19 protein-coding genes are annotated in these 22458 nt (G+C 72.3%); 13 read left to right on the top strand and 6 right to left on the bottom strand.

What is annotated here, in order from left to right; all coding sequences use genetic code 11:
• Positions 1 to 88: 88 nt before the first annotated feature.
• The 3 genes from yczR to EEW87_RS01380 are packed head-to-tail and all read left to right on the top strand — an operon-like array spanning position 89 to position 3192.
• Positions 89 to 1531 carry a MocR-like transcription factor YczR gene (gene yczR, locus EEW87_RS01390; protein ID WP_123090960.1) on the top strand — a complete coding sequence of 481 codons (1443 nt, stop codon included), beginning with the start codon at positions 89 to 91 and terminating at the stop codon, positions 1529 to 1531.
• Between the two features lie 34 nt (positions 1532 to 1565).
• Positions 1566 to 2519: an acyl-CoA thioesterase gene (locus EEW87_RS01385; protein WP_083968588.1), complete on the top strand. Its 954-nt coding sequence runs from the start codon at positions 1566 to 1568 to the stop codon at positions 2517 to 2519.
• Positions 2512 to 3192 (top strand): GNAT family N-acetyltransferase, encoded by a 681-nt coding sequence (locus EEW87_RS01380; protein WP_123090961.1) that lies wholly within the window; start codon positions 2512 to 2514, stop codon positions 3190 to 3192. The genes EEW87_RS01385 and EEW87_RS01380 overlap by 8 nt, the downstream gene beginning before the upstream one ends.
• 97 nt (positions 3193 to 3289) lie before the next feature.
• Here EEW87_RS01380 and glgX read toward each other — a convergent pair whose 3' ends face one another.
• The 3 genes from glgX to EEW87_RS01365 all read right to left on the bottom strand — a co-directional run bounded on the left by glgX (position 3290) and on the right by EEW87_RS01365 (position 8379).
• Positions 3290 to 5434, bottom strand: a complete 2145-nt coding sequence (glgX, locus tag EEW87_RS01375; RefSeq protein ID WP_123090962.1) for a glycogen debranching protein GlgX — start codon at positions 5432 to 5434, stop codon at positions 3290 to 3292.
• 133 nt (positions 5435 to 5567) lie between these two features.
• The gene (locus EEW87_RS01370; RefSeq protein WP_123090963.1) at positions 5568 to 6977 is read right to left on the bottom strand and encodes an MFS transporter; all 1410 of its coding nucleotides are present in this window, start codon (positions 6975 to 6977) and stop codon (positions 5568 to 5570) included.
• Between the two features lie 34 nt (positions 6978 to 7011).
• Complete coding sequence (locus tag EEW87_RS01365) at positions 7012 to 8379, bottom strand: MFS transporter (protein WP_123090964.1); 1368 nt, start codon at positions 8377 to 8379, stop codon at positions 7012 to 7014.
• A 245-nt stretch (positions 8380 to 8624) separates the two neighbouring features.
• On the opposite strand from EEW87_RS01365, the gene EEW87_RS01360 reads away from it, so the two are divergent.
• The 10 genes from EEW87_RS01360 to EEW87_RS01315 are packed head-to-tail and all read left to right on the top strand — an operon-like array spanning position 8625 to position 20411.
• A complete protein-coding gene (locus EEW87_RS01360) occupies positions 8625 to 9404 on the top strand; it encodes a helix-turn-helix transcriptional regulator (protein ID WP_123090965.1) in 780 nt (259 codons plus the stop codon).
• Entirely contained in the window at positions 9401 to 13144 is a 3744-nt protein-coding gene (locus EEW87_RS01355) for a nitrate reductase subunit alpha (RefSeq protein ID WP_123090966.1), read from the top strand. Before EEW87_RS01360 ends, EEW87_RS01355 begins: the two co-directional genes overlap by 4 nt.
• A 1-nt stretch (position 13145) precedes the next feature.
• On the top strand, positions 13146 to 14816 hold the full coding sequence (gene narH, locus EEW87_RS01350) for a nitrate reductase subunit beta (RefSeq protein ID WP_123090967.1): 1671 nt from the start codon (positions 13146 to 13148) through the stop codon (positions 14814 to 14816).
• Entirely contained in the window at positions 14816 to 15595 is a 780-nt protein-coding gene (gene narJ / locus EEW87_RS01345; protein WP_123091525.1) for a nitrate reductase molybdenum cofactor assembly chaperone, read from the top strand. Before narH ends, narJ begins: the two co-directional genes overlap by 1 nt.
• Positions 15592 to 16341, top strand: coding sequence for a respiratory nitrate reductase subunit gamma (gene narI / locus EEW87_RS01340; protein ID WP_123090968.1), 750 nt, complete (start codon positions 15592 to 15594; stop codon positions 16339 to 16341). The genes narJ and narI overlap by 4 nt, the downstream gene beginning before the upstream one ends.
• Positions 16342 to 16391: 50 nt before the next feature.
• Positions 16392 to 17546 carry a ThiF family adenylyltransferase gene (locus EEW87_RS01335; protein WP_123090969.1) on the top strand — a complete coding sequence of 385 codons (1155 nt, stop codon included), beginning with the start codon at positions 16392 to 16394 and terminating at the stop codon, positions 17544 to 17546.
• Positions 17547 to 17558: 12 nt separating this feature from the next.
• The gene (locus tag EEW87_RS01330) at positions 17559 to 18782 is read left to right on the top strand and encodes a molybdopterin molybdotransferase MoeA (RefSeq protein WP_123090970.1); all 1224 of its coding nucleotides are present in this window, start codon (positions 17559 to 17561) and stop codon (positions 18780 to 18782) included.
• A complete protein-coding gene (moaC, locus tag EEW87_RS01325) occupies positions 18779 to 19270 on the top strand; it encodes a cyclic pyranopterin monophosphate synthase MoaC (protein WP_123090971.1) in 492 nt (163 codons plus the stop codon). The genes EEW87_RS01330 and moaC overlap by 4 nt, the downstream gene beginning before the upstream one ends.
• Positions 19267 to 20172, top strand: a complete 906-nt coding sequence (locus tag EEW87_RS01320; protein WP_123090972.1) for an NTP transferase domain-containing protein — start codon at positions 19267 to 19269, stop codon at positions 20170 to 20172. The genes moaC and EEW87_RS01320 overlap by 4 nt, the downstream gene beginning before the upstream one ends.
• The gene (locus EEW87_RS01315; protein ID WP_068273741.1) at positions 20169 to 20411 is read left to right on the top strand and encodes a MoaD/ThiS family protein; all 243 of its coding nucleotides are present in this window, start codon (positions 20169 to 20171) and stop codon (positions 20409 to 20411) included. The genes EEW87_RS01320 and EEW87_RS01315 overlap by 4 nt, the downstream gene beginning before the upstream one ends.
• On the opposite strand, the gene moaA is transcribed toward EEW87_RS01315, so the two are convergent.
• From moaA to EEW87_RS01300, 3 genes are read right to left on the bottom strand one after another with little or no spacing between them, the layout of a single operon-like run.
• A complete protein-coding gene (moaA, locus tag EEW87_RS01310; RefSeq protein ID WP_229300799.1) occupies positions 20412 to 21401 on the bottom strand; it encodes a GTP 3',8-cyclase MoaA in 990 nt (329 codons plus the stop codon).
• A complete protein-coding gene (locus EEW87_RS01305; RefSeq protein ID WP_068273737.1) occupies positions 21395 to 21829 on the bottom strand; it encodes a molybdenum cofactor biosynthesis protein MoaE in 435 nt (144 codons plus the stop codon). The genes moaA and EEW87_RS01305 overlap by 7 nt, the downstream gene beginning before the upstream one ends.
• Entirely contained in the window at positions 21826 to 22344 is a 519-nt protein-coding gene (locus tag EEW87_RS01300; protein WP_123090973.1) for a MogA/MoaB family molybdenum cofactor biosynthesis protein, read from the bottom strand. Before EEW87_RS01300 ends, EEW87_RS01305 begins: the two co-directional genes overlap by 4 nt.
• Positions 22345 to 22458: the final 114 nt, after the last annotated feature.

The raw sequence follows: 22458 nt of genomic DNA, 5'->3' as shown, positions 1-22458 counted from the left end.
AGGGCGACACGGCGTGGTGCGTTCATGAGACCGATGGTGCCGTGCCGACCCCTGCCGCAGAAGAGCCAATCATGACAAAGTGGCTCGCATGACCCGCACGATCTCTCCCACCCGGCTGGCGACCCTGCTCGGCCGCGCACCGGAGCGCCACCCCGCCTACCGCTCCGTCGCCGAGGCCCTGCGCCTGCTCGTCGACGACGGCCGGGTCCCGGCCGGCACGCGGCTGCCCAGCGAGCGCGCGCTCGCGGAGACCGTCGGGGTGAGCCGGGCGACGGTCACGCGGGCCTACGCCCTGCTCACCGAGCAGGGGTACGCGAGCTCCCGGCGCGGGTCCGGCACCGTCACCGACCTGCCCGACGCCGCGAGCCGCGACGGCCGCGGCGCCCTCATGCCGCGCATCGAGGGCGGCGACACCGGCGTCGTCGACCTCACCTGCGCCGTCATGCCGCCGCCGGTGCAGATGCACACGGCCTACGAGCAGGCCCTCACCCGCTGGCCGACCTACCTGCAGGGGTCGGGCTACTACCCGCTCGGGGTGCCCGCCCTGCGCGAGGCCGTCGCCGCGCGGTACACCCAGCGCGGTCTGCCGACGAGCGCGGACGAGGTGATGATCACCAGCGGCGCGGTGGGTGCCCACGCCATCGCGTCGCGCGCCTTCCTCCGGCCCGGCGACCGGCTGCTCCTCGACAGCCCGACCTACCCCAACGGCATGGAGGCCCTGCGCGCCGACGGCGCCCGGCTCGTCGCCATGCCCGTCGACGAGACCGGCTGGGACCTCGACGCCTGGGAGGCCGCCCTGCCGCGCACCGGCGCTCGCGCCACGTTGCTCCTGCCCGACTACCAGAACCCCACCGGGCACCTCATGGGCGAGGGCGAGCGGGCGCGGCTGGGTCGGGCACTCACCCGCCACGACGTGCTCGCCGTCGTCGACGAGACCCTCGTCGAGACCCGGGTCGACGGGCCGGGGGTGCCCTCCCCCTTCGCCGCTCACCACCGCCGCACGATCACCCTCGGCGGCGCGAGCAAGAGCCACTGGTCCGGCCTGCGGGTGGGCTGGCTGCGGGCGCCCGCCCGTCTCATGGGGCCGCTCGCCGCGGCGCGCACGACCCTCGACCTCGGCTCCCCCGTGCTCGAGCAGCTCGCCCTGCTCGAGCTCATGGCCCACGACGACGAGATCACCGCCTCGCGCGCCGAGGTCGCCCGCTCCCGGCGCGACACGCTCGTCGCCGCCCTGCACGAGCACCTGCCGCAGTGGCGCACCCGCGTCCCGCACGGCGGGCTGTGCCTGTGGGTGACCCTGCCCGAGCCGGTGTCGACTCCCTTCGTCGTCGCCGCGGAGCGGCACGGGGTGATCCTCGCCCCCGGGCCGCGCTTCGCCCCCGAGCCCGGTCTCGAGCGGCATCTGCGCATCCCCTTCACCCTGCCCGAGCCGACCCTGCGCGACGCCGTGCACCGGATGGCCCGCGCCTGGGCCGAGCTCGACCCGGGGGCGCACGCCCGCCACGACCTCGCCACCCCCCTCATCGCCTAGTCTTCGCCCAGCGCCCCCGACCCGAAGGACCCCCGTGACCGACCAGCGTCCCCTCGCCGAGCGTCAGGCCGCCACCCTGCGCGAGCTGCTCGACGTGCTCACCCTGCGCCCCCTCGGCAGCGCCCGCATCGAGGTGACCGGCATCGACGGCGAGCGCTCGACGAGCCTGGGCACCGAGGGCGCCGACGTCTTCGAGGGCGCGAGCATCAAGCAGCCGCACAACCGGGTCTTCGGCGGCCAGGTGCTCGCCCAGGCCCTCGTCGCGTCGAGCCTCAGCCTGCGCGAGGAGCACCCGCAGCGCCTCCCCCACTCCCTGCACGCGTACTTCATGCGCGCCGGCGACGACACGATGCCCATCCGCTTCGTCGTCGAGCGGATGCGCGACGGCCGCTCCTTCTCCACCCGCCGCGTCCACGCGATCCAGCACGGCCGCCCCATCCTCTCGCTCACCGCGTCCTTCCAGGACCCGGCCGGCGGGCTGGACCACCAGGACCCGATGCCTCAGGTGCCCGGACCCGACAGCCTGCCGTCGATGAACGCCGTCTACGACCAGTACGACGTCCCGCAGGCCAAGCGCCTGGCCGAGCGGCCCTTCGACCACCGCTACCCCGCCGGCGACCTCGCCGGGCCCGCCCGCGAGCCGGGCGAGGCGGTCCAGCAGGTGTGGGTGCGGATGATCTCCGAGCCCGTCGAGGACCCCTACCTGCGCTCTGCGCTGCTCGCCTTCGTCTCCGACTTCAGCCTCCTCGAGCCGGTGCTGCGCCGGCACGGCCTCGCGTGGGGCGACCGTCGTCTGCGCCCGGCGAGCCTCGACCACGCCATGTGGTTCCACCGCGACGTCGACCCGACGCAGTGGATGCTCTACGACCAGACCTCGCCGTCGGCGCAGGGCGGGCGCGGGCTCGGGACCGGTCGCTTCTTCACGCAGGACGGCCGGCTCGTCGCCTCCGTCGCGCAGGAGGGCATGATGCGGGTCAAGGGTGAGTGAGCCCGTCGGCCCGTCGCTGCCGGGCTGGACCCCGCGCGAGCCGCTGCGCCCGCAGCGTCTCGCCGGACGCACCGTGACGCTGCGCCTGCTGCGCGTCGACGACGCCCCCTCGCTGTGGTCCGCCCTCGGAGGCCCGGCCGCCCCGCCGGCGCTCTTCACCTACCTCAAGACCGACCCGCCCCGTGACGAGGACGAGCTGCGGGCCGTCCTGCAGGACGCGCTCTGCGCGCCCGCGTCCTGGGCCCTGGCGATCTGCCGCGACGACCTCGTCGTCGGCATGGCGAGCTATCTGCGCACCGACACCGCGGCCGGCAGCGTCGAGGTCGGCAACATCCTCTTCGCCCCGCCGCTGCAGCGCACGACCGCCGCGACCGAGGCGATGCACCTCATGGCCGAGCACGCCTTCGCCGCCGGCTACCGCCGCTACGAGTGGAAGTGCGACTCGCTCAACGCGCCCTCGCGCGCCGCCGCCGCTCGGCTCGGCTTCACCCTCGAGGGCACCTTCCGCAACGCGCTCGTCTACAAGGGGCGCAGCCGCGACACGACGTGGTTCTCCATCACCGACGACGAGTGGCCCGCCGTCCGCGACGCCCACCGCCGGTGGCTCGACGAGGCCGTCGCCGGCTCGCCCCGCACCTCGCTCACCGAGCTCACGGCGGCCCTGCGCCCGTAGCGCTCGACCGGCCCGGACGACGCGGCACGCCTCGCGCCCGGACGACGAAGGGGGTCCCGACCGGCTGGTCGGGACCCCCCCCCTTCGTGCCCTCGGGTCAGCCGAGCGGGTTGGCGCCGGTCGGGGTCACCCCGGCGTCGCGCCGGTTGCGCAGCACGACGACGCTGCGGCCGTCGACCTCGACCTGGGCGCCGGCGTCGTGCTCGCCGCCGTCGACGACGTCGGCCGCCGTGTCGATGACGCAGACCCAGCACTGGCCGTACGCCTCGCCGGGGAGCGTGAAGGTCACCGGGTCGGGGCTGGAGTTGAAGAGCATGACGAAGTCGTCGTCGACGAGCGGGTTGCCCCGCTCGTCCGGCTCGGGGATCGCCTGGCCGTTGAGGAAGACCATGATGGCCCCGGAGGCCGAGTCGCCCCACTCCTCGTCACCCATGTGCTGGGCGTCGGGACGGAACCACTCGATGTCGCCGATCGCGGACTCACCGCCGTGGTCGGCCCGGCCGGCGAAGAAGCGCCGGCGACGGAAGACGGGGTGCTCGCGGCGCAACGAGACGACCGCGCGGGTGAACTCGAGCAGCTCCTGGTCGGGCAGCTCGAGCTCCCAGTCCATCCACGAGGTCTCGTTGTCCTGGCAGTAGACGTTGTTGTTGCCGTCCTGGGTGCGACCGAGCTCGTCGCCGTGGGCGATCATCGGCACGCCCTGGCTGAGGAGCAGGGTCGTGAGGATGTTGCGCTGCTGGCGGGCGCGCAGGGCGAGCACCTCGGGGTCGTCGGTCGGCCCCTCGACGCCGCAGTTCCACGAGCGGTTGTGGCTCTCGCCGTCACGCCCGTCCTCGCCGTTGGCCTCGTTGTGCTTGTCGTTGTACGAGACGAGGTCGCGCAGGGTGAAGCCGTCGTGGGCGATGACGAAGTTGATCGACGCGAAGGGGCGGCGGCCCGAGTGCTCGTAGAGGTCGGAGGACCCGGTCAGCCGCGATGCGAACTCGCCGAGGGTCGCGCCCTCGCCGCGCCAGTAGTCGCGCACGGTGTCGCGGTACTTGCCGTTCCACTCCGTCCACAGGGGCGGGAAGTTGCCGACCTGGTAGCCGCCGTCACCGATGTCCCAGGGCTCGGCGATGAGCTTGACCTGGCTGATGATCGGGTCCTGCTGGATGAGGTCGAAGAAGGCCGAGAGCTTGTCGACCTCGTGGAACTGCCGGGCCAGCGTCGCCGCGAGGTCGAAGCGGAAGCCGTCGACGTGCATCTCGGTGACCCAGTAGCGCAGGCTGTCCATGATGAGCTGGAGCACGTGCGGGCTGCGCATGAGCAGGCTGTTGCCGGTGCCCGTCGTGTCGTAGTAGTGCTGGGGGGCGTCGTCGACGAGGCGGTAGTAGGACGCGTTGTCCAGACCGCGGAAGGCCAGGGTCGGCCCGAGGTGGTTGCCCTCGGCGGTGTGGTTGTAGACGACGTCGAGGATGACCTCGATGTCCGCCTCGTGCAGCGCCTTGACCATCGTCTTGAACTCGGTGACCTGCTGGCCGCGCCCGCTCGAGGCGTAGCCGTTGTGCGGGGCGAGGAAGCCGATGGTGTTGTAGCCCCAGTAGTTCGACAGGCCCTTGTCCTGCAGGCCGGTGTCGTTGACGAACTGGTGCACCGGGAGCAGCTCGATCGCGGTGACCCCGAGATCGGTGAGGTGGCCGATGATCGCCGGGTGGGCGATGGCCGAGTACGTGCCGCGGATCTCCTCCGGCACGTCGGGGTGAGTCATCGTCAGGCCCTTGACGTGGGCCTCGTAGATGACCGACTCGTGGTACTCGTGGCGCGGCGGGCGGTCGTGGCCCCAGTCGAAGAAGGGGTTGATGACGACGGAGAGCATCGTCTTGCCGGCGCTGTCCTCCTCGTTGCGCACCGAGGGGTCCTCGAAGTCGTAGGAGAAGAGCGCCGGGTCGGTGACGACCTGGCCCTCGATCGCCTTCGCGTACGGGTCGAGGAGCAGCTTGCTCGGGTCGCAGCGGTGGCCCTGCTCGGGCTCGTAGGGCCCGTGGACGCGGTAGCCGTAGCGCTGGCCGGGCTGCACCTGCGGCAGGTAGCAGTGCCAGACGAAGGCGTCGACCTCGGTGAGCTCGACGCAGGTCTGCTCGCCGTCGTCGTCGATGAGGCAGAGCTGGACGCGCTCGGCCACCTCGGAGAAGACGGCGAAGTTGACTCCTGACCCGTCGTACGTCGCTCCGAGGGGGTAGGGGGCGCCGGGCCAGATCTCCACGCGTGTCTTCTCCTGTGCTGTTGCGGTCGGGGTCGAGGACGCCCTGAGCCTACGGTGCGCAGGCCCCGATCCCGACGACAAGGGCCGCCCGTGCGCTCCCGCACGGACGGCCCCTGCCCCCTGTCCTGCCAGGTCAGCTCTTCTTCGGCGCCCCCGGGCGGGCGTAGCGCCACCACGTGATGGCGATGCACATGAGCGCCCAGGCGATGCCGATGCCGTAGAAGGCGAGCGCCCCGAAGGTCGTCACGCCGACCCCGAAGAAGAAGGGCCCGAAGGCCGCGATGGCGGCGGTCCAGCCGATGACGCCACCGGCCTGACGGCGCTCGAAGATCATCGGCATCTGCTTGAAGGTCGAGGCGTTGCCGATGCCCGAGAAGAGGAAGATCGCGAGCATCCCCCACAGGAACTTCGTGAAGCCGGCCTCAAGGGTGGCCGCCGAGGTCGTGTCGGGGGTGAGGGCCGTCATCGTGAAGGCGATCGAGGCGACGAGGCCGATGCCCGAGACGAGCGTCCAGACCGCCCCGCCCATCCGGTCGGTGAGCGGCGCGAAGAGCACGCGCGCGCCGGCGCCGACGAGCGGGCCGAGGAAGACGTACTTGACGACGTCGGGCACCTCGTAGCCCGGGACGAGGAGCTGGGCGCTCGCGCCCGCCCCGGTGACGATCGCGTCGTTGCCGCTGCCGTAGAGGTTGGCCATGAGCAGGCCGAACTGCGCCGACAGGCCAGAGAAGGTGCCGAAGGTCATGATGTAGAGCAGCGTCATCCACCAGGTGTCCTGGTTGCCGAAGATGTCGAACTGCTGACGGATGTTGGCCTGCACCGGCACCGAGCGCAGCATCGTCCACGCGAGGACGGCGCCGAGCACCATGAGCGGGATCCACACGAAGGCGGCGTTCTGGAACCACACCTGCGTCGGCTCCTTGCCCGGCGCCGAGAGCATCTGGCTGCCACCGAAGATCGCCAGACCGCTGAGCGCGATGAGGTAGGGCGTGAGCAGCTGCACCAGCGAGACGCCGAAGTTGCCCAGCCCGGCCTGCAGCCCCAGGGCGGTGCCCTGCATCCGCTTCGGGAAGAAGTAGCTCGTGCTCGGCATGAAGCCCGAGAAGGCGCCGCCGCCGATGCCGGCGAGGAAGGCGAGGGTCATGAGCTCCCAGTACGGCGCGGTGGGCTGCTGGACCCGCACGCCCCAGCCGAGCGTGGAGAAGACGAGGAGCAGCGTCGTGAGCGCGACCATCTTGCGGGTGCCCATGATCGGGGGCAGCACCATCCACACGAGCCGGAAGAGCCCGGCGGCCAGACCCGGCATCGCGGCCATCCAGTACAACTGCGAGGCGCTGAGGTCATAGCCGAGCGCCGTGAGCTTGGGGATGATCGCGCTCGGCAGGAACCACGCGACGAAGGCGAGGGTGAGGCAGAAGGTCGTGATCCACAGGGTGCGCCAGGCCAGCGGCTTGTCCCAGCTCTGCTCGTCCTCGGGATCCCAGGACTGGAGCCACTCGCCTCCGGTGCGACCTGCTCGGGCGGTGGGGGTCGTGCTGCTCATCGGTGGTGTCCTTGTCTGCGCGAAGGGGTGAGGATCAGCGGGTGGCGAGGGCGCCCTGCGGCGCCTCGAAGTGGTCGGCGAGCTCGGGCGACTCGTCGTGGAGCATCCGTACGACCGTGAGGTGCATCCACGCGAGGCAGACGGCCGTGAGGACGAAGACGACGAAGAAGGTGCTCGTCGGGAAGCCGCTCCACTGCTTCGTGTAGGCGAAGAGCAGCGGGAGGAAGAAGCCCCCGAGCCCGCCGAGCATCCCCACGAGCCCGCCGACCGAGCCGACGTTGTCGGGGAAGTACTCGGGGATGTGCTTGAAGACGGCGGCCTTGCCGATGCCCATCGCGCACCCGAGGAGCACGAGGAGGGCGGTGAAGGGGGCGATGCCCAGGCCGTAGGCGAGGTGCTCGCTCGTCGAGCCGTCGGCGTGGACGACGACGAGGTGCCCGTTCGGCATCATGAGGACGCCGCTCGCGAGGAGCATGACGACGAAGGTCGCGTACATGACCCGCCGGGCCCCGACCCGGTCCGAGACCCAGCCGCCGAGCGGGCGAAGCAGCGAGGCCGGGAAGATGAAGAGCGCGGTGAGCAGGGCTGCGGTGCGCAGCTCGACCCCGAATGTGCTCACGTAGTAGTGCGGCATCCAGGCCGACAGCGCGACGTAGGCGCCGAAGACGGCGGCGTAGTAGAGGCTGAAGCGCCACACCCGCAGCTCGCGCAGCGGCGTGAGCATCGCCCGCAGCGGCTTGCCCTGGCCGGCCATCCGGTCCTGCCGGGGCACGACGAGGTAGGTGAGCAGCGCGACGACGACGAGCGCGACCGAGTAGATGGCCGGGATGACCCGCCACCCTCCCTCGACCACGCCGAGATAGGTCGCGCCGGCGGTGGCCGTGAGCAGGCCGGGGACGAGGACGAGCAGCAGCTTGGTCACCGACGCGCCGACGTTGCCCGCGCCGAAGACGCCGAGCGCGAAGCCCTGGTGCTCCTTGGGGGTCCACGCGGAGTTCCACGCGACGCCGACGCTGAAGAGGTTGCCGGCGAAGCCGACGAGGAAGGCGAGGACGAGCAGGGTGGCGTAGCTGCCCGCCTGGGTGACGAGGAAGCACGGGATCGCGGTGAGCAGGAGCATCGCGATCGTCACGACCCGGCCGCCCACCCGGTCGGCGAGCATGCCGGCCGGCAGGCGCCACATCGAGCCGTTGAGCACCGCGACCGCGGAGATCCACGCGAGCTGGGGCTCGCTGAGACCGAGCTCGGCCTGGATCGGCACGCCGAGGACGCCGAACATCAGCCACACGGCGAACATCAGGGTGAAGGCCGTGCTCGACATGACGAGCACGCGGGTCGCGCCGCGGTAGCCGGCGCCGCCGGTCTGCTCGGGTGCGGGACGTGCTGCTGGCGCTGCCGCCATGGGGTGCTCCTCGTGAGCCCGGACGCCCCCTTCGGACGTCTCCTTTTAATCGCTTAAAAATGACCCTACACCCGGCGCAGACCCCCTTCGACCACGTCTACGACGGCCCGGTCGCAGATGGTTGAACGCGTGACAAACCCTGCCGTAGCAGGGAATTACGACCTCTCAGCGTTGCCGAATAGGGCCGCGGTCGACGCGCCGGACCAGGTGTCCGGTCATTGCTTTTTATCTGCCAGACTGAGCGCGTGAACGTCACCCGACTCCCGTCCCAGCCCCCGGTCCCGCCGGGGGACGAGGGCGCCGGCCTGCTCCGGTCGGCGGTGCGTCGCGACATCGTCGACACGCTCGCCAACCTCGAGCCTGCCGTCCGTGAGGACGGCCTCACCGCCAAGGAGCTCGGTGAGCTCGTCGGCCTGCACACGACGACCGTGCGCTTCCACCTCGACCAGCTCGTCGGGGCCGGCATCCTCACGAGCCACTTCGTGCGCTCCTCGGGCGCCGGACGCCCGAGCAAGCGCTACGCCGTCGCGCCGGGCGAGCTCGAGCCGACGAAGGACGCCGAGGGATACAAGGTCCTCGCCGGTCTGCTCGCCGAGATGTTCGTGCGCAGCGACGGCGCGCCGATGACGCCTGAGGAGGCCGGCGCCGCGTGGGCGCACACCCACGCGCCGTCGCTGGTGCACCACTCCCCCTCGAGCGAGCCGGCTCGCAGCCCCGGGGTGTGGCTGAGCAAGGTCGGCCTGATGATCGACGTCCTGCGCGAGTGGGGCTACACCCCGAACCTGCGCACCGACAGCTCCGGGCGCACCGCCGAGGTCACCCTCGAGAGCTGCCCCTTCCTCTCGCTCGCCCGCACCAACCCCGAGGTGGTGTGCGGGGTCCACCGAGGACTCATGCGCGGCACCCTCGAGGTCTTCGGCGAGACCGAGACCGAGCTCTCGCTCGAGCCCTTCGTCGAGCCCCACCGCTGCCTGGCCCACGTGACGACCCGGGCCCCCTTCTCTCGATCTGGAGGCACCGCATGACCCCTTCGCCCACGCCCTCGACCCCGACGCCCCCGCGCTCGGCCGGTCTCGACGGCCCGATCTCCGAGGCGCTCGTCGGCACCCGCCGCTTCTTCACCCGGGCCGGCATCTCGCCCGACCAGCGCGCGATGTTCGTCGAGGGCGGACGCAGCGGCGACTCCTTCTACCGCGACCGCTGGAGCCACGACAAGGTCGTGCGCAGCACCCACGGCGTCAACTGCACCGGGTCGTGCTCGTGGAAGGTCTACGTCAAGGACGGGATCATCACGTGGGAGGCGCAGCAGACCGACTACCCGAGCACCGGGGCCGACCGTCCCGAGTACGAGCCGCGCGGGTGTCCCCGCGGTGCCGCCTTCTCCTGGTACACGTACTCGCCCACCCGGGTGCGCTACCCCTACGTGCGCGGCGTGCTGCTCGAGATGTACCGCGAGGCCCGGGCCCGCTACGGCGACCCCGTCGTCGCGTGGGGCTCGGTCGTGCAGGACGAGGAGGCCGCCCGACGCTACAAGAGCGCGCGCGGCAAGGGCGGTCTCGTGCGGGCCACGTGGGAGGAGGTCACCGACATGGTGGCCGCCGCGTACGTCTACACGATCAAGCGCTGGGGCCCGGACCGGATCGCCGGCTTCTCCCCCATCCCGGCGATGTCACCGGTCAGCTACGCCTCCGGCGCCCGCTTCAACGAGCTCATCGGCGCCCCGATGCTCTCCTTCTACGACTGGTACGCCGACCTGCCCAACGCCTCGCCGCAGATGTTCGGCGACCAGACCGACGTCCCCGAGTCGGGTGACTGGTGGGACGCCGGGTACCTCATCATGTGGGGCTCGAACGTCCCGCTCACCCGCACGCCGGACGCGCACTGGATGGCCGAGGCCCGGTACCGCGGTCAGAAGGTCGTCGCGGTCGCCCCGGACTACGCCGAGAACGTCAAGTTCGCCGACGAGTGGGTCGCCGCCGCGCCCGGCACCGACGGCGCCCTCGCGATGGCGATGGGGCACGTCGTGCTCAAGGAGTACTTCGCCGACCGTCAGGTCGACTTCTTCACCGAGTACAACCAGCAGTACACCGACCTGCCCTACCTCGTCAGCCTCGAGGCGGTCACGACGGACGGCGCGACCTCCTACCGCCCGGGCAAGTTCCTCGTCGCCGGCGACATCGACTGCGCCGAGAGCACGAGCGAGAACGCCATGTGGAAGACGGCGGTCATCGACGAGCGCACCGACGAGGTCGTCATCCCCAACGGCTCCATCGGGCACCGATTCGGTGACGAGGGTGCCGGCCGGTGGAACCTCGAGCTCGGCGACATCCGCCCGCGCCTGTCCCTCTACGGGTCACCCGACGCGGTCGAGGTCGAGCTGCCCCGCTTCGACAACGTCGCCGGCGCCGTGCGCGAGGAGCGCCGCGGCGTCCCCGTGCGACGGGTCGGCGACCACCTCGTGACGACCGTCCTCGACCTCATGCTCGCCCAGTACGGCGTCGCCCGCGACGGCCTGCCCGGCGCCTGGCCGACGGGCTACGACGACCCGGGGGTGCCGGCCACCCCCGCGTGGGGCGCCGAGATCTCCGGCGTGCCGCTCGAGCAGATCGTCCGGCTGGCCCGCGAGTGGGCGCAGAACGCCATCGACACGACCGGTCGCGGCATGATCCTCATGGGCGCCGGCACCAACCACTGGTACCACTCCGACCAGATCTACCGCGCCATGCTCGTCCTCACGACGATCACCGGCTGCCAGGGCCGCAACGGCGGGGGCTGGGCGCACTACGTCGGGCAGGAGAAGGTCCGCCCGATCATGGGCTTCCAGCACATGGCCTTCGCGCTGGACTGGATGCGCCCGCCGCGCCACATGAACCAGACGGCGTACTGGTACGTCAACACGAGCCAGTACCGCTACGACACCTTCACCGCCGACGAGGTCAACGGCAGCACCGGCGTCTTCGCCGGCCGCTCGACGATGGACCTGCTCGTCCAGTCGGCCCGCCTCGGGTGGACCCCCTCCTACCCGCAGTTCGACCGCAGCTCGCTCGCCGTCTCCGACGAGGCGAAGGAGGCCGGGGTGCCGGTCGGCGAGTACGTCGCCTCCGCGCTCAAGGCCGGCACCCTGCGCCTGGCCGTCGAGGACCCCGAGGCCCCCGACAACCACCCCCGGGTCCTCTCGCTGTGGCGGGCCAACCTCTTCGGCTCCTCGGCGAAGGGCAACGAGTACTTCCTCAAGCACCTCCTCGGCACCGACAACGCCGTGCGGGCCGCCGAGGCGCCAGAGTCGATGCGCCCCGAGGGGGTCGTCTGGCCCGAGCGGGCACCGGAGGGCAAGCTCGACCTGCTCCTCACCCTCGACTTCCGGATGACGAGCTCGACGCTGCTCTCCGACGTCGTCCTCCCGGCCGCGACCTGGTACGAGAAGCACGACATCAACACGACGGACATGCACCCCTTCGTGCACTCCTTCAACCCCGCGATCGCTCCCCCGTGGCAGTCCAAGAGCGACTGGGAGACGTGGAAGACGATCGCCAAGCGCTTCTCCGAGCTCGCCGTCGACCACCTCGGCACCCGCACCGACGTCGTCGCCAAGCCGCTGTGGCACGACACCCCCGAGGCGATGGCGACCGTGCACGGCCGCGTCCAGGACTGGGCGAAGGGGGAGTGCGACCCGGTCCCCGGGAAGACCATGCCGGTCCTCGTCGAGGTCACCCGCGACTACCCCGCGACCTACGAGAAGATGACCTCGATCGGCCCGCTCATGGAGAAGGCCGGGATGCTCACCAAGGGCGTGCGCTACGAGGTGGGGCGCGAGATCGACCTGCTGCGCGGGCGTCACGGAGTCGCCCGCACGGGCGCCGGGGCCGGCCAGCCGCGGATGGAGACCGACATCCAGGTCGCCGACGCGATCCTGCACCTCTCGGGCGTGAGCAACGGCCACCTCGCCACCCAGGGCTTCCGCTTCCTCGAGAAGCGCACCGGGACCCAGCTGCACGACCTCGCGTCGGAGCACGAGGGCAAGCAGATCACCTTCGCCGACACCCAGGCCGCGCCGGTGCCGGTCATCACCTCGCCGGAGTGGTCGGGCAGCGAGTCCGGCGGACGGCGCTACTCCCCCTTCACCATCAACATCGAGCGGCACAAGCCCTTCCACACCCTCACCGGTCGCCAGCAGATGTACGTCGACCACGACTGGATGCTCGGGATGGGCGAGGCGCTGCCGGTCTACCGGCCACCGCTCGACATGACCCGGCTCTTCGGCGAGACCCCGCTCGGCGAGCAGGTCGAGGAGGAGGGCCGCGGCATCGCGCTGTCGGTGCGCTACCTCACCCCGCACAACAAGTGGTCGATCCACTCCGAGTACCAGGACAACCTCTTCATGCTCAGCCTGAGCCGCGGCGGTCAGACGGTGTGGATGTCGGATGTCGACGCGGCGAAGATCGGCGTGCGCGACAACGACTGGATCGAGGCGGTCAACCGCAACGGCGTCGTCGCCGCCCGGGCCGTCGTCAGCCACCGGATGCCCGAGGGCACGGTCTACATGCACCACGCCCAGGACCGGCTCATCGACGTGCCGCTCACGGAGACCGACGGCAAGCGGGGCGGCATCCACAACAGCCTCACGCGGATCCTGCTCAAGCCGAGCCACATCATCGGCGGCTACGCGCAGCTGTCCTACTTCTTCAACTACATCGGCCCGACGGGCAACAACCGCGACGAGGTCACGACGATCCGCCGCCGCACCGACCAGGACGTGGAGTACTGACATGCGAGTCATGGCCCAGATGGCGATGGTGATGAATCTCGACAAGTGCATCGGGTGCCACACGTGCTCGGTCACCTGCAAGCAGGCGTGGACCAACCGAGCCGGCACCGAGTACGTGTGGTTCAACAACGTCGAGACCAGGCCCGGTCTGGGCTACCCCCGCGGGTACGAGGACCAGGACGAGTGGAAGGGCGGCTGGGAGCGCGCCGCCAACGGCCGGCTGCGCCTGCGCGCCGGCGGGCGGCTGAACAAGCTGCTCAACATCTTCTCCAACCCCAAGATGCCGAGCATCCAGGACTACTACGAGCCCTGGACCTACGACTACGAGACCCTCCTCGACGCCCCGGCGCAGAAGACCTTCCCCGTCGCCCGCCCCTACTCGCTCATCTCGGGCAAGGCGATGAACGTCTCGTGGTCGGCGAACTGGGACGACGACCTCGGCGGCAGCATGGAGCACGCCGTGAAGGACCCGATGCTCAAGGGCATCGAGGACAAGGTGAAGTTCGAGTTCGACCAGACCTTCATGTTCTACCTGCCGCGGATCTGCGAGCACTGCCTCAACCCCAGCTGCGCGGCGTCCTGCCCCTCCGGCGCGATCTACAAGCGCGAGGAGGACGGAATCGTCCTCGTCGACCAGGACCGCTGCCGCGGCTGGCGGATGTGCGTCACCGGCTGCCCGTACAAGAAGGTCTACTTCAACCACAAGACCGGCAAGGCCGAGAAGTGCACCTTCTGCTACCCCCGGGTCGAGGTCGGCATCCCCACGGTGTGCGCCGAGACCTGCGTCGGGCGGCTGCGCTACATCGGGATCATGCTCTACGACGCCGACCGCGTCCTCGACGCGGCCTCGGTGGAGGACGACCACGACCTCTACGAGGCGCAGCGCTCGGTCTTCCTCGACCCCTTCGACCCCGAGGTGCAGCGCGAGGCCGAGCGGGCCGGCATCCCCGGTGACTGGGTCGAGGCCGCGAAGGCATCGCCCGTGCGGCGGCTCATCATGGACTACAAGGTGGCCCTGCCCCTGCACCCGGAGTACCGCACGATGCCGATGGTCTGGTACATCCCGCCGCTGTCGCCCGTCGTCGACGTCGTCGCCGAGACCGGGCACGACGGCGAGGACGCGGACAACCTCTTCGCCGCCATCGACACCCTGCGCATCCCCGTCGAGTACCTCGCCAACCTCTTCACCGCCGGCGACGTCCGGCCCGTCGACGAGGTCCTCAAGAAGCTCGCGGCGATGCGCTCCTACATGCGCGACATCAACCTCGGGCGCGACCCGCGCGGCGAGATCCCCGCGGCCGTCGGGATGGAGGAGGAGGAGATGTACGAGATGTTCCGCCTGCTCGCCCTGGCGAAGTACGACGAGCGCTACGTCATCCCCACCGCCCACGGCGAGCAGGCGCACGGGCTCGAGGAGCTCGCGACGGACTGCGCGGTCTCGGGCTACGACACCGAGCTCGACGACCTCTCCGGCCCCTTCGGCGAGGGCTCCGGGCGCGGTGGCACGACCCCGGTCGCGGTGGAGAACTTCCACATGCTCGCCGAGCGCCAGACCTCCGACCAGCTCGTCGGCGGCGGCAGCAAGTCCGGGCGCGTCAACCTGCTCAACTGGGACGGCAAGGGCACCCCCGAGGGCATGTTCCCGACCCGAGGGTCCGGTGATCGGCCGTGATGCCGTGGCGGCGCCACCGCCGCAGCGCACCCGCCCTCGACGAGCGCGCCCAGGCCGACGCGTGGCAGATCATCTCGCTGCTCCTCGACTACCCCGACGAGCGCCTCCTGACGCTCCTGCCCGTCCTGCGGGAGAGCGCGAAGGGGTTGCCCCCCGGCGTCGGCGACCGCCTCACCGGCGTCGTCGACCACCTCGAGAGCACTCCCCTCGGCGAGCTGCAGGCGCAGTACGTCGACACCTTCGACGTCACCCGCCGGTGCGCCCTGCACCTCACGTACTTCTTGCACGGCGACACCCGCAAGCGCGGTGCCGCGCTCGTGCAGTTCAAGCAGGCCTACCGCCGCGCGGGCGTCGAGCTCGCCGACGAGGGCGCGGAGCTGCCCGACCACCTGTGCGTCGTCCTCGAGCTCGGCGCGACCGTCGACGCCGCCACCGCCTGGCGGCTGATCAACGACCACCGCGTCGGCGTCGAGCTGCTGCACACGGCGCTCAAGGGCAAGGCCTCGCCGTGGCTGCCCGTCGTCCAGGCGCTGCGGGCAACCCTGCCCGCGCTCGGCGACGACGACGAGCAGGCCCTCGCCCGGCTCATCGCGCAGGGCCCGCCCCAGGAGGACGTCGGCATCGACCAGTCCCCCTACACCCACGACCCGGCGGTCGAGGAGCACCTCGCGCGCACCTCGGGCACCACCTGCGGCAGCGCCGCCGCGGACCCCCTTCGCCCGACCCCGCCGCAGGCGCTCACGCCCGGCCCGACCATCCCCGTAGGAGCACCCCGGTGAGCACCTTCCTCTGGGTCATCGTCCCGTACCTCACCCTCGCGACCTTCGTCGTCGGGCACGTCTGGCGCTACCGCTACGACAAGTTCGGGTGGACCACCCGCTCCTCGCAGCTCTACGAGGACCGGCTGCTGCGGATCGGCAGCCCGCTCTTCCACTTCGGGATGCTCGGGGTCGTCGCCGGCCACGTCATCGGCCTCGTCATCCCGAAGGTCGCGACCGACGCGCTGGGCATCAGCGCGCACACGTACCACGTCGTCGCGCTGGCGGGCGGCATCCCGGCGGGGCTGGCCGCCGTCGCCGGGCTCGTCATCCTCGTCTACCGCCGCCGCACCACCGGGCCGGTCTTCAGCGCGACGACGCTCAACGACAAGGTCATGTACCTCTTCCTCGGGCTCGTCATGGTCCTCGGGATCTGGAACACGATCGCGGGCTCGCTCCTGCGCCTCGGCGGCGAGTACGACTACCGCGAAGGGGTGTCGGTGTGGTGGCGCAGCATCTTCACCTTCGCGCCCGAGCCCGATCTCATGGCCGCCGCACCGCTCGGCTTCCAGCTGCACGCGCTCACCGCGATGATCCTCTTCGCGATGTGGCCCTTCACCCGGCTCGTCCACGTCTTCAGCGCGCCGATCGGCTACCTCACCCGGCCCTACCTCGTCTACCGGTCGCGCGACAGCCGTCCGGGCCGCGGCACGGGCAGCCGGGCACCTCGCCGGGGGTGGGACAAGTCCGAGCTGACCCGCCGCTGATCACCACCCCGAGCACCGCGACACCCGCGACGACGACGTACCGTCGACCCATGCCCTTCCCCGCCCTCGTCGAGCCAGGACCGCCCCTGAGCCCGGAGCAGCTGACCCGATACGCACGGCACCTGCTGCTGCCGAGCATCGGCGAGACGGGCCAGCGCCGGCTGCTCGCGGCGCGGGTCGCGGTCGTCGGTGCGGGCGGCCTGGGCTCCCCCGCCCTGCTCTACCTCGCGGCCGCCGGGGTCGGCGCGATCACCGTCGTCGACGACGACTCCGTCGACGCGACGAACCTCCAGCGCCAGGTCATCCACGACGCCATGTCGGTCGGACTGTCGAAGGTCGAGAGCGCCGTCGACCGCGTGCGCGGGCTCAACCCCGACTGCGACGTCGTCGGACGGCACGTGCGCATCACCGACGAGAACGCCCGCGACGTCCTCGCCGGGCACGACCTCGTCCTCGACGGCAGCGACAACTTCGAGACGCGGTACGCCGTCGACGCCGCCTGCGCCGAGCTCGGCGTGCCGCTCGTGTGGGCCGCCGTGTACCGCACCGCCGCGCACGTGACGACCTTCTGGACCGCTGCGCCCGAGGGGCTGCCCGCGGTCGGCCTGCGCGACCTCTTCCCGGACCCGCCCGAGCCGGGGTCGGTCCCGGCCTGCGGCGACGCCGGGGTGCTCGGTGCGCTCGTCGGGCAGATCGGGTCGATGATGACGAGCGAGGCGATCAAGCTCGTCACCGGGTCCGGGGAGCCGCTGCTGGGCCGCGTCCTGTACGTCGACAGCATGGCGAGCACGCAGCGCTCCATCCCCCTCGCCCCGTCGGGTCGGTACGACGCCGCGGTGCGGCGGCAGGCCGCGACCGCTCCCCCGGCCGCGCCGGAGACGACGACCGTGAGCGCGACCGCCCTCGCCGCCCTCGTCGAGGCGCCGGGCTCCCCCTTCGTCCTCGACGTGCGCGAGCCGGCCGAGATCGCCTTCGGGATGGTGCCGGGCTCGGCGCACATCCCCCTGGCCACCCTGCGCGACGGCGACCCCGACGCGCTCGGCGTCCCGCGCGACCGCACCGTCGTCCTCGTGTGCAAGGCCGGGCCGCGCGCGACCCTGGCCGCCGCGACCCTGCGAGCCCACGGCTACGAGCAGCTCGAGGTGCTCGACGGCGGCATGCTCGCGTGGGTCGACGAGGTCGACCCCTCTCTCCCCCGCTACTAGGAGCAGGCACCCGTGAGCACCACCCGCGAGCTGTTGACGCTCGAGCAGTACGTCGCCGAGGTCCTGCGCCTCGTGCCCGGCCCGACCCCGGTCGAGGTCGTCGCGCTCGACGACGCCCACGGCCGCGTGCTCGCGGGCGCGGTCACCGCGCGCGGCCAGGTCCCGGCCTTCGCCAACTCGGCGATGGACGGCTACGCCGTGCGCTGGGCGGACGTCGCGGACGCGCCCGTCGAGCTGGCCGTCGTCGGCGAGGTGCCCGCGGGCTCGCCGCACGACCCGGCGATCGGGCCGGGCGAGTGCGTGCGGATCATGACCGGCGCACCCGTGCCGGGCGACGCCGACACGATCGTGCCCGTCGAGCTCACCGACGGCGGCGAGCAGCGGGTCCACGTCACCGCAGCCCCCGAGCGCGGGCAGGGCGCCCACGTCCGCGGGGCCGGCGAGGACCTCCAGGCCGGCGACCTCGTCGCCGAGCCCGGCACCACGCTCACCGCACGGGTCCTCTCGTCCGTCGCCGCCGCCGGGCACGCCGAGGTGCCCGTGCGCCGCCGACCGGTCGTCGCCGTCGCCGCGACCGGCGACGAGCTCGTCGCCCCCGGTGGCGAGCTGGGGCGTGGTCAGGTCTACGAGTCCAACGCGACGCACCTCGCGGCGACCGCCCGCGAGCAGGGCGCCGACGTCGTCGTGCCGCCCACGGTGCGCGACGACGCCGCCCTCGTCGTGCGGGCCCTCGACGAGCTCGCCGCGCAGGCCGACGTCGTCGTCCTCACCGGTGGGGCGAGCGTCGGCGCCTACGACGTGGCCCGCGACGTGCTCACCGAGCACGCGGGCGCGACCTACCGTCACGTGCGCGTCCAGCCGGGCAAGCCCCAGGGCTGGGCGCTCTGGCAGGGCACCCCGGTCGTCGCGCTCCCGGGCAACCCGGTGAGCGCGGCCATCTCCTTCGAGGTCGTCGTGCGGCCGCTCCTCGACGCGCTGCTCGGCCGGGCGCCGCGCCCGACCACCCACGCCGTCGCCGCGACCGGGTGGCGCTCGCCGCCCGGTCGGCGCCAGCTCGTCCCGGTGCGCATCACCCAGGGCGAGGACCTGCGCCCTCTCGCCACCCCGTCGCACCGCCGGGGGTCGGCGTCGCACATGGTGACCTCGCTCGCCGGTGCCGACGCGCTCGCCGAGGTGCCCGAGGAGACCACCGAGGTCGCCCCGGGCGACCTCCTGACGATCAGGAGCCTGGCATGAGCCACCCCCTCACCCATCTCGACGAGGGCGGGCACGCCCGCATGGTCGACGTCACCGAGAAGTCGCCGACCGTCCGGGCCGCGACCGCCGCCGGGTCGGTGCGGGTCGCGCCGGAGGTCGTCGCCCTGCTGCGCGACGGCGCCGTGCCGAAGGGGGACGTGCTCGCCGTCGCCCGCGTCGCGGGCATCCAGGCCGCGAAGAAGACCCCGGAGCTGCTCCCCCTCGCCCACGTCATCGGCGTGCACGGGTGCACCGTCGACCTGACGATCACCGACACGGGGGTCGACGTCGTCGCGACGGTGCGCACCGCCGACCGCACCGGTGTCGAGATGGAGGCGCTGACGAGCGTGAGCGTCGCAGCGCTCGCCGTCGTCGACATGGTCAAGGGCGTCGACCGCACCGCCCGCATCACCGACATCCGCGTGCTGAGCAAGCAGGGCGGGCGCTCCGGGTCGTGGACCCGCCCCGAGACGCAGGACCACGCATGAGCGCCGTCGAGTACGACGTCGTCGTCGTCGCCGGCGGCGCCGGCTCGCGCCTCGGAGGAGCGGTCAAGGCGGACCTCACCGTCGACGGCGAGCGCCTGCTCGACCGCGTCCTCGCGGCGACCGGGTCGGCGTCGACCCGCGTGCTCGTCGGGCGAGGCATCGACGCCCCCGACGACGTGGTGCGCACGCTCGAGGACCCCCCGTCGGGCGGCCCGGCGGCCGGCACCGACGCCGGGCTGCAGGCCGTGACGAGCCCCGCGCGGTGGACCCTGCTCCTCGCGAGCGACCTCGCCGACCCCGCCGCCGGCATCGCCACCCTGCTCGAGGCGGCGGCCCGCGCGGACGAGGACGGAGAGGACGACGTCGACGGCATCTGCCTGGCCGGTGACGCCGAGCACCCGCAGTGGCTCTTCGGCATCCACCGCACGGCGGCGCTGCGCGGCGCGGTCGAGTCTCTCGACACCGTGCGCAACCGCTCGATGAAGGCCCTGCTGTCCTCGCTGCGCCTCACCACCGTCGCCGTCGACCCGGCCGCGGTCGCCGACATCGACACCCCGACGGACGCCCGGACCTGGCAGGCGCAGCGCCCGGCCGACGCCCCCCGCGAGCCGCGGCTGCGCGGCGACGCCGCGACCGTGCAGCGCTGGCGGCAGTGGGTCGAGATGGCCTGCGAGGCGGTCGCGGTCGACCCCGATCTCGTCGACGTCGCCGGCATCCACGTCCTCACCAAGCAGGTCGCCCACGGCTACGACCGGCCGCTCGCGCCGGTGTCGTCCTACGTCCTCGGCCTGGCCGTCGGTGCGGCGCAGGCGCGCGGCGAGGAGGTCGACCAGGTCGCCCTGCGGCGGGCCATCGTCGCGACGATCGAGCAGGCACCCCCGGTGCCGGAGGAGCAGTCATGAGCGTGCAGGTCAGGTGGTTCGGCGGGGCGGCGGAAGCCGCCGGCGTCGAGGAGGAGCAGGTGCCCGAGGGCCTGCTGTCCGCGGTGCTCGCCGCGACGGTCGAGCGTCACGGCGACGCCGTGGCGCGCGTGCTGCCGCGGTGCGCGGTGCTCGTCGACGGGCGCAACGCCCAGGGCGAGGACCCGCAGGTGCCGACCGGCTCGGTCGTCGACGTGCTGCCCCCCTTCGCCGGGGGCTGATCAGCCGCCGATCGCGCTCATCGGGCGCGGTGGCTGAAGGAATCCGGGCTCGTCGATGCCGTGACCGGGGCGCTTGCCCGCGAGGCACGAGTGGAGCAGCGCGGTGACCTCCTCCTCGGAGGACCCGTCGCGAAGGGGGGTCCTCAGGTCGGTCTCGCCGCGGGCGAAGAGGCACGAGCGCAGCTGGCCGTCGGCGGTGAGGCGCAGCCGGTCGCACGCCCCGCAGAAGGGCATCGTCACCGACGCGATGATCCCGACCGTGCCGGGGCCGCCGTCGACGACGAAGCGCTCGGCCGGGGCCGCCCCGCGACCGGGCATCTCGACGAGGTCGAAGTCCTCGCGCAGCCACCCGAGGATCTCGGCAGCGGTGATCATCTCCGAGCGCTGCCACGTGTGACCGCCGTCGAGCGGCATCTGCTCGATGAAGCGCAGCTCGTAGCCGTGGTCGAGGGCCCACCGCAGCAGGTCGCCGGCCTCGTCGTCGTTGACGCCGCGCATGAGCACGGTGTTGATCTTGATGGGGGCGAGGCCGGCCGCGTCGGCCGCGGCGATGCCGGCCATCGTGTCCTCGAAGCGGTCGCGCCGCGTCATCGAGGCGAAGCGGTCCGCCCGCAGGGTGTCGAGGCTGATGTTGACCCGGGCGAGGCCGGCGTCGGCGAGGGGCTGGGCGAGCTTGGGCAGGCGCAGGGCGTTGGAGGTCAGCGAGACCTCGACCGGGCCGTGCTCGCCGCTCATGGCGGCCACACCGCGGACGACGTCGACGACGTCGGGGCGCAGCAGCGGCTCGCCCCCGGTGAGCCGGACCTCGGTGATGCCGGCCGCGACCGCGACCTCGATGACGCGCAGGAGCTCGTCGGTCGTCAGCAGGTCGGGGGTGGGCAGCCAGGGCATGCCCTCGGCGGGCATGCAGTAGGTGCAGCGCAGGTTGCACCGGTCGGTGAGCGAGACCCGCAGGTCCCGGTGGACGCGTCCGTGGCCGTCGGTCAGCACGAGAGCCCGCTCCACTGGTGGCTGCCGTCGACCTCGTGCTGCTTCTTCCAGATCGGCACGCCGTGCTTGACCGCCTCGACGACGTCGCGGCACAGGGTGATCGCGAGGTCGCGGTGCGCGCTCGCGACGAGCACGACGAGGGCGAGGTCGCCGACCTCGAGGTGGCCGACGCGGTGCACGGCGACGACCTGGGCCTGGCCGTCGGGATCACCGGCGGCGACCGCGGCGGAGACGACGTCGTCGATGACACGGCCCGCGTCAGGGTGCGCGGAGTAGTCGAGCGAGACGACCTCGCCGGACGCCTCCGGGTCGTGGTCGCGGACCTGCCCGACGAAGGTGGAGACAGCCCCGTGCGAGGGACCGCCCACCTCGGCCATGAGGGCCGTCAGGTCGATCGGGTCGGTCGCGATCTGGGCGCGCCAGGTCATCGGTGATCGCCTCCGTGGAGCTGGTCGAGCAGGTGGGCCAGCAGCGGGACGACGACCTCGAGGCCCTCGCGCACCGCCTTCGGGCTGCCGGGCAGGTTGACGACGACGGCACCGGGGTGGTCTGCCGTCGCGTGGACGACGCCGGCGAGACCACGGGTGAGGACGGCGTGCGGGGTCTTCGTCGCGCCGTGGGCGCGGATCGCCTCGGCGACGCCGGGCAGCTCGGCGTCGAGGACCTCGCGCGTGCCCTCGGGCGTGCGGTCGCGCGGGCCGACACCGGTGCCCCCGGTCGAGACCACGACGCGCACCCCCTCGGCGAGCACCCGCCGCAGCTCGTCGCGCACGCTGTCGGCGCCGTCCGGCACGACCGAGGTCGTCACGACGAAGCCGGCGCCCTCGAGGGCCTCGCGACCGGCCGGACCGGACAGGTCCTCGCGTTCACCACGGGCCGAGCGGTCCGACACGGTGAGGACATGGGCGCCCACGGGCGCGGTGGTCGGGGCTGGCTGCGTCATCACCCCCATCCTCTCACCACGCCCTGCGGCCCCGACGCCCCCTGGGGGGTGCGGGGACGGGAGCCGGCGGGACCGGACCAGTCGTTGACCACTTGGTTAATCAACCGCTAGGTT

The sequence above is a fragment of the Janibacter melonis genome (genome assembly GCF_003721155.3).
GTDB lineage: Bacteria > Actinomycetota > Actinomycetes > Actinomycetales > Dermatophilaceae > Marihabitans > Marihabitans melonis.
Note: the sequence above shows the minus strand (reverse complement) of the source record. Positions and strands in the feature narration are given on the sequence as shown.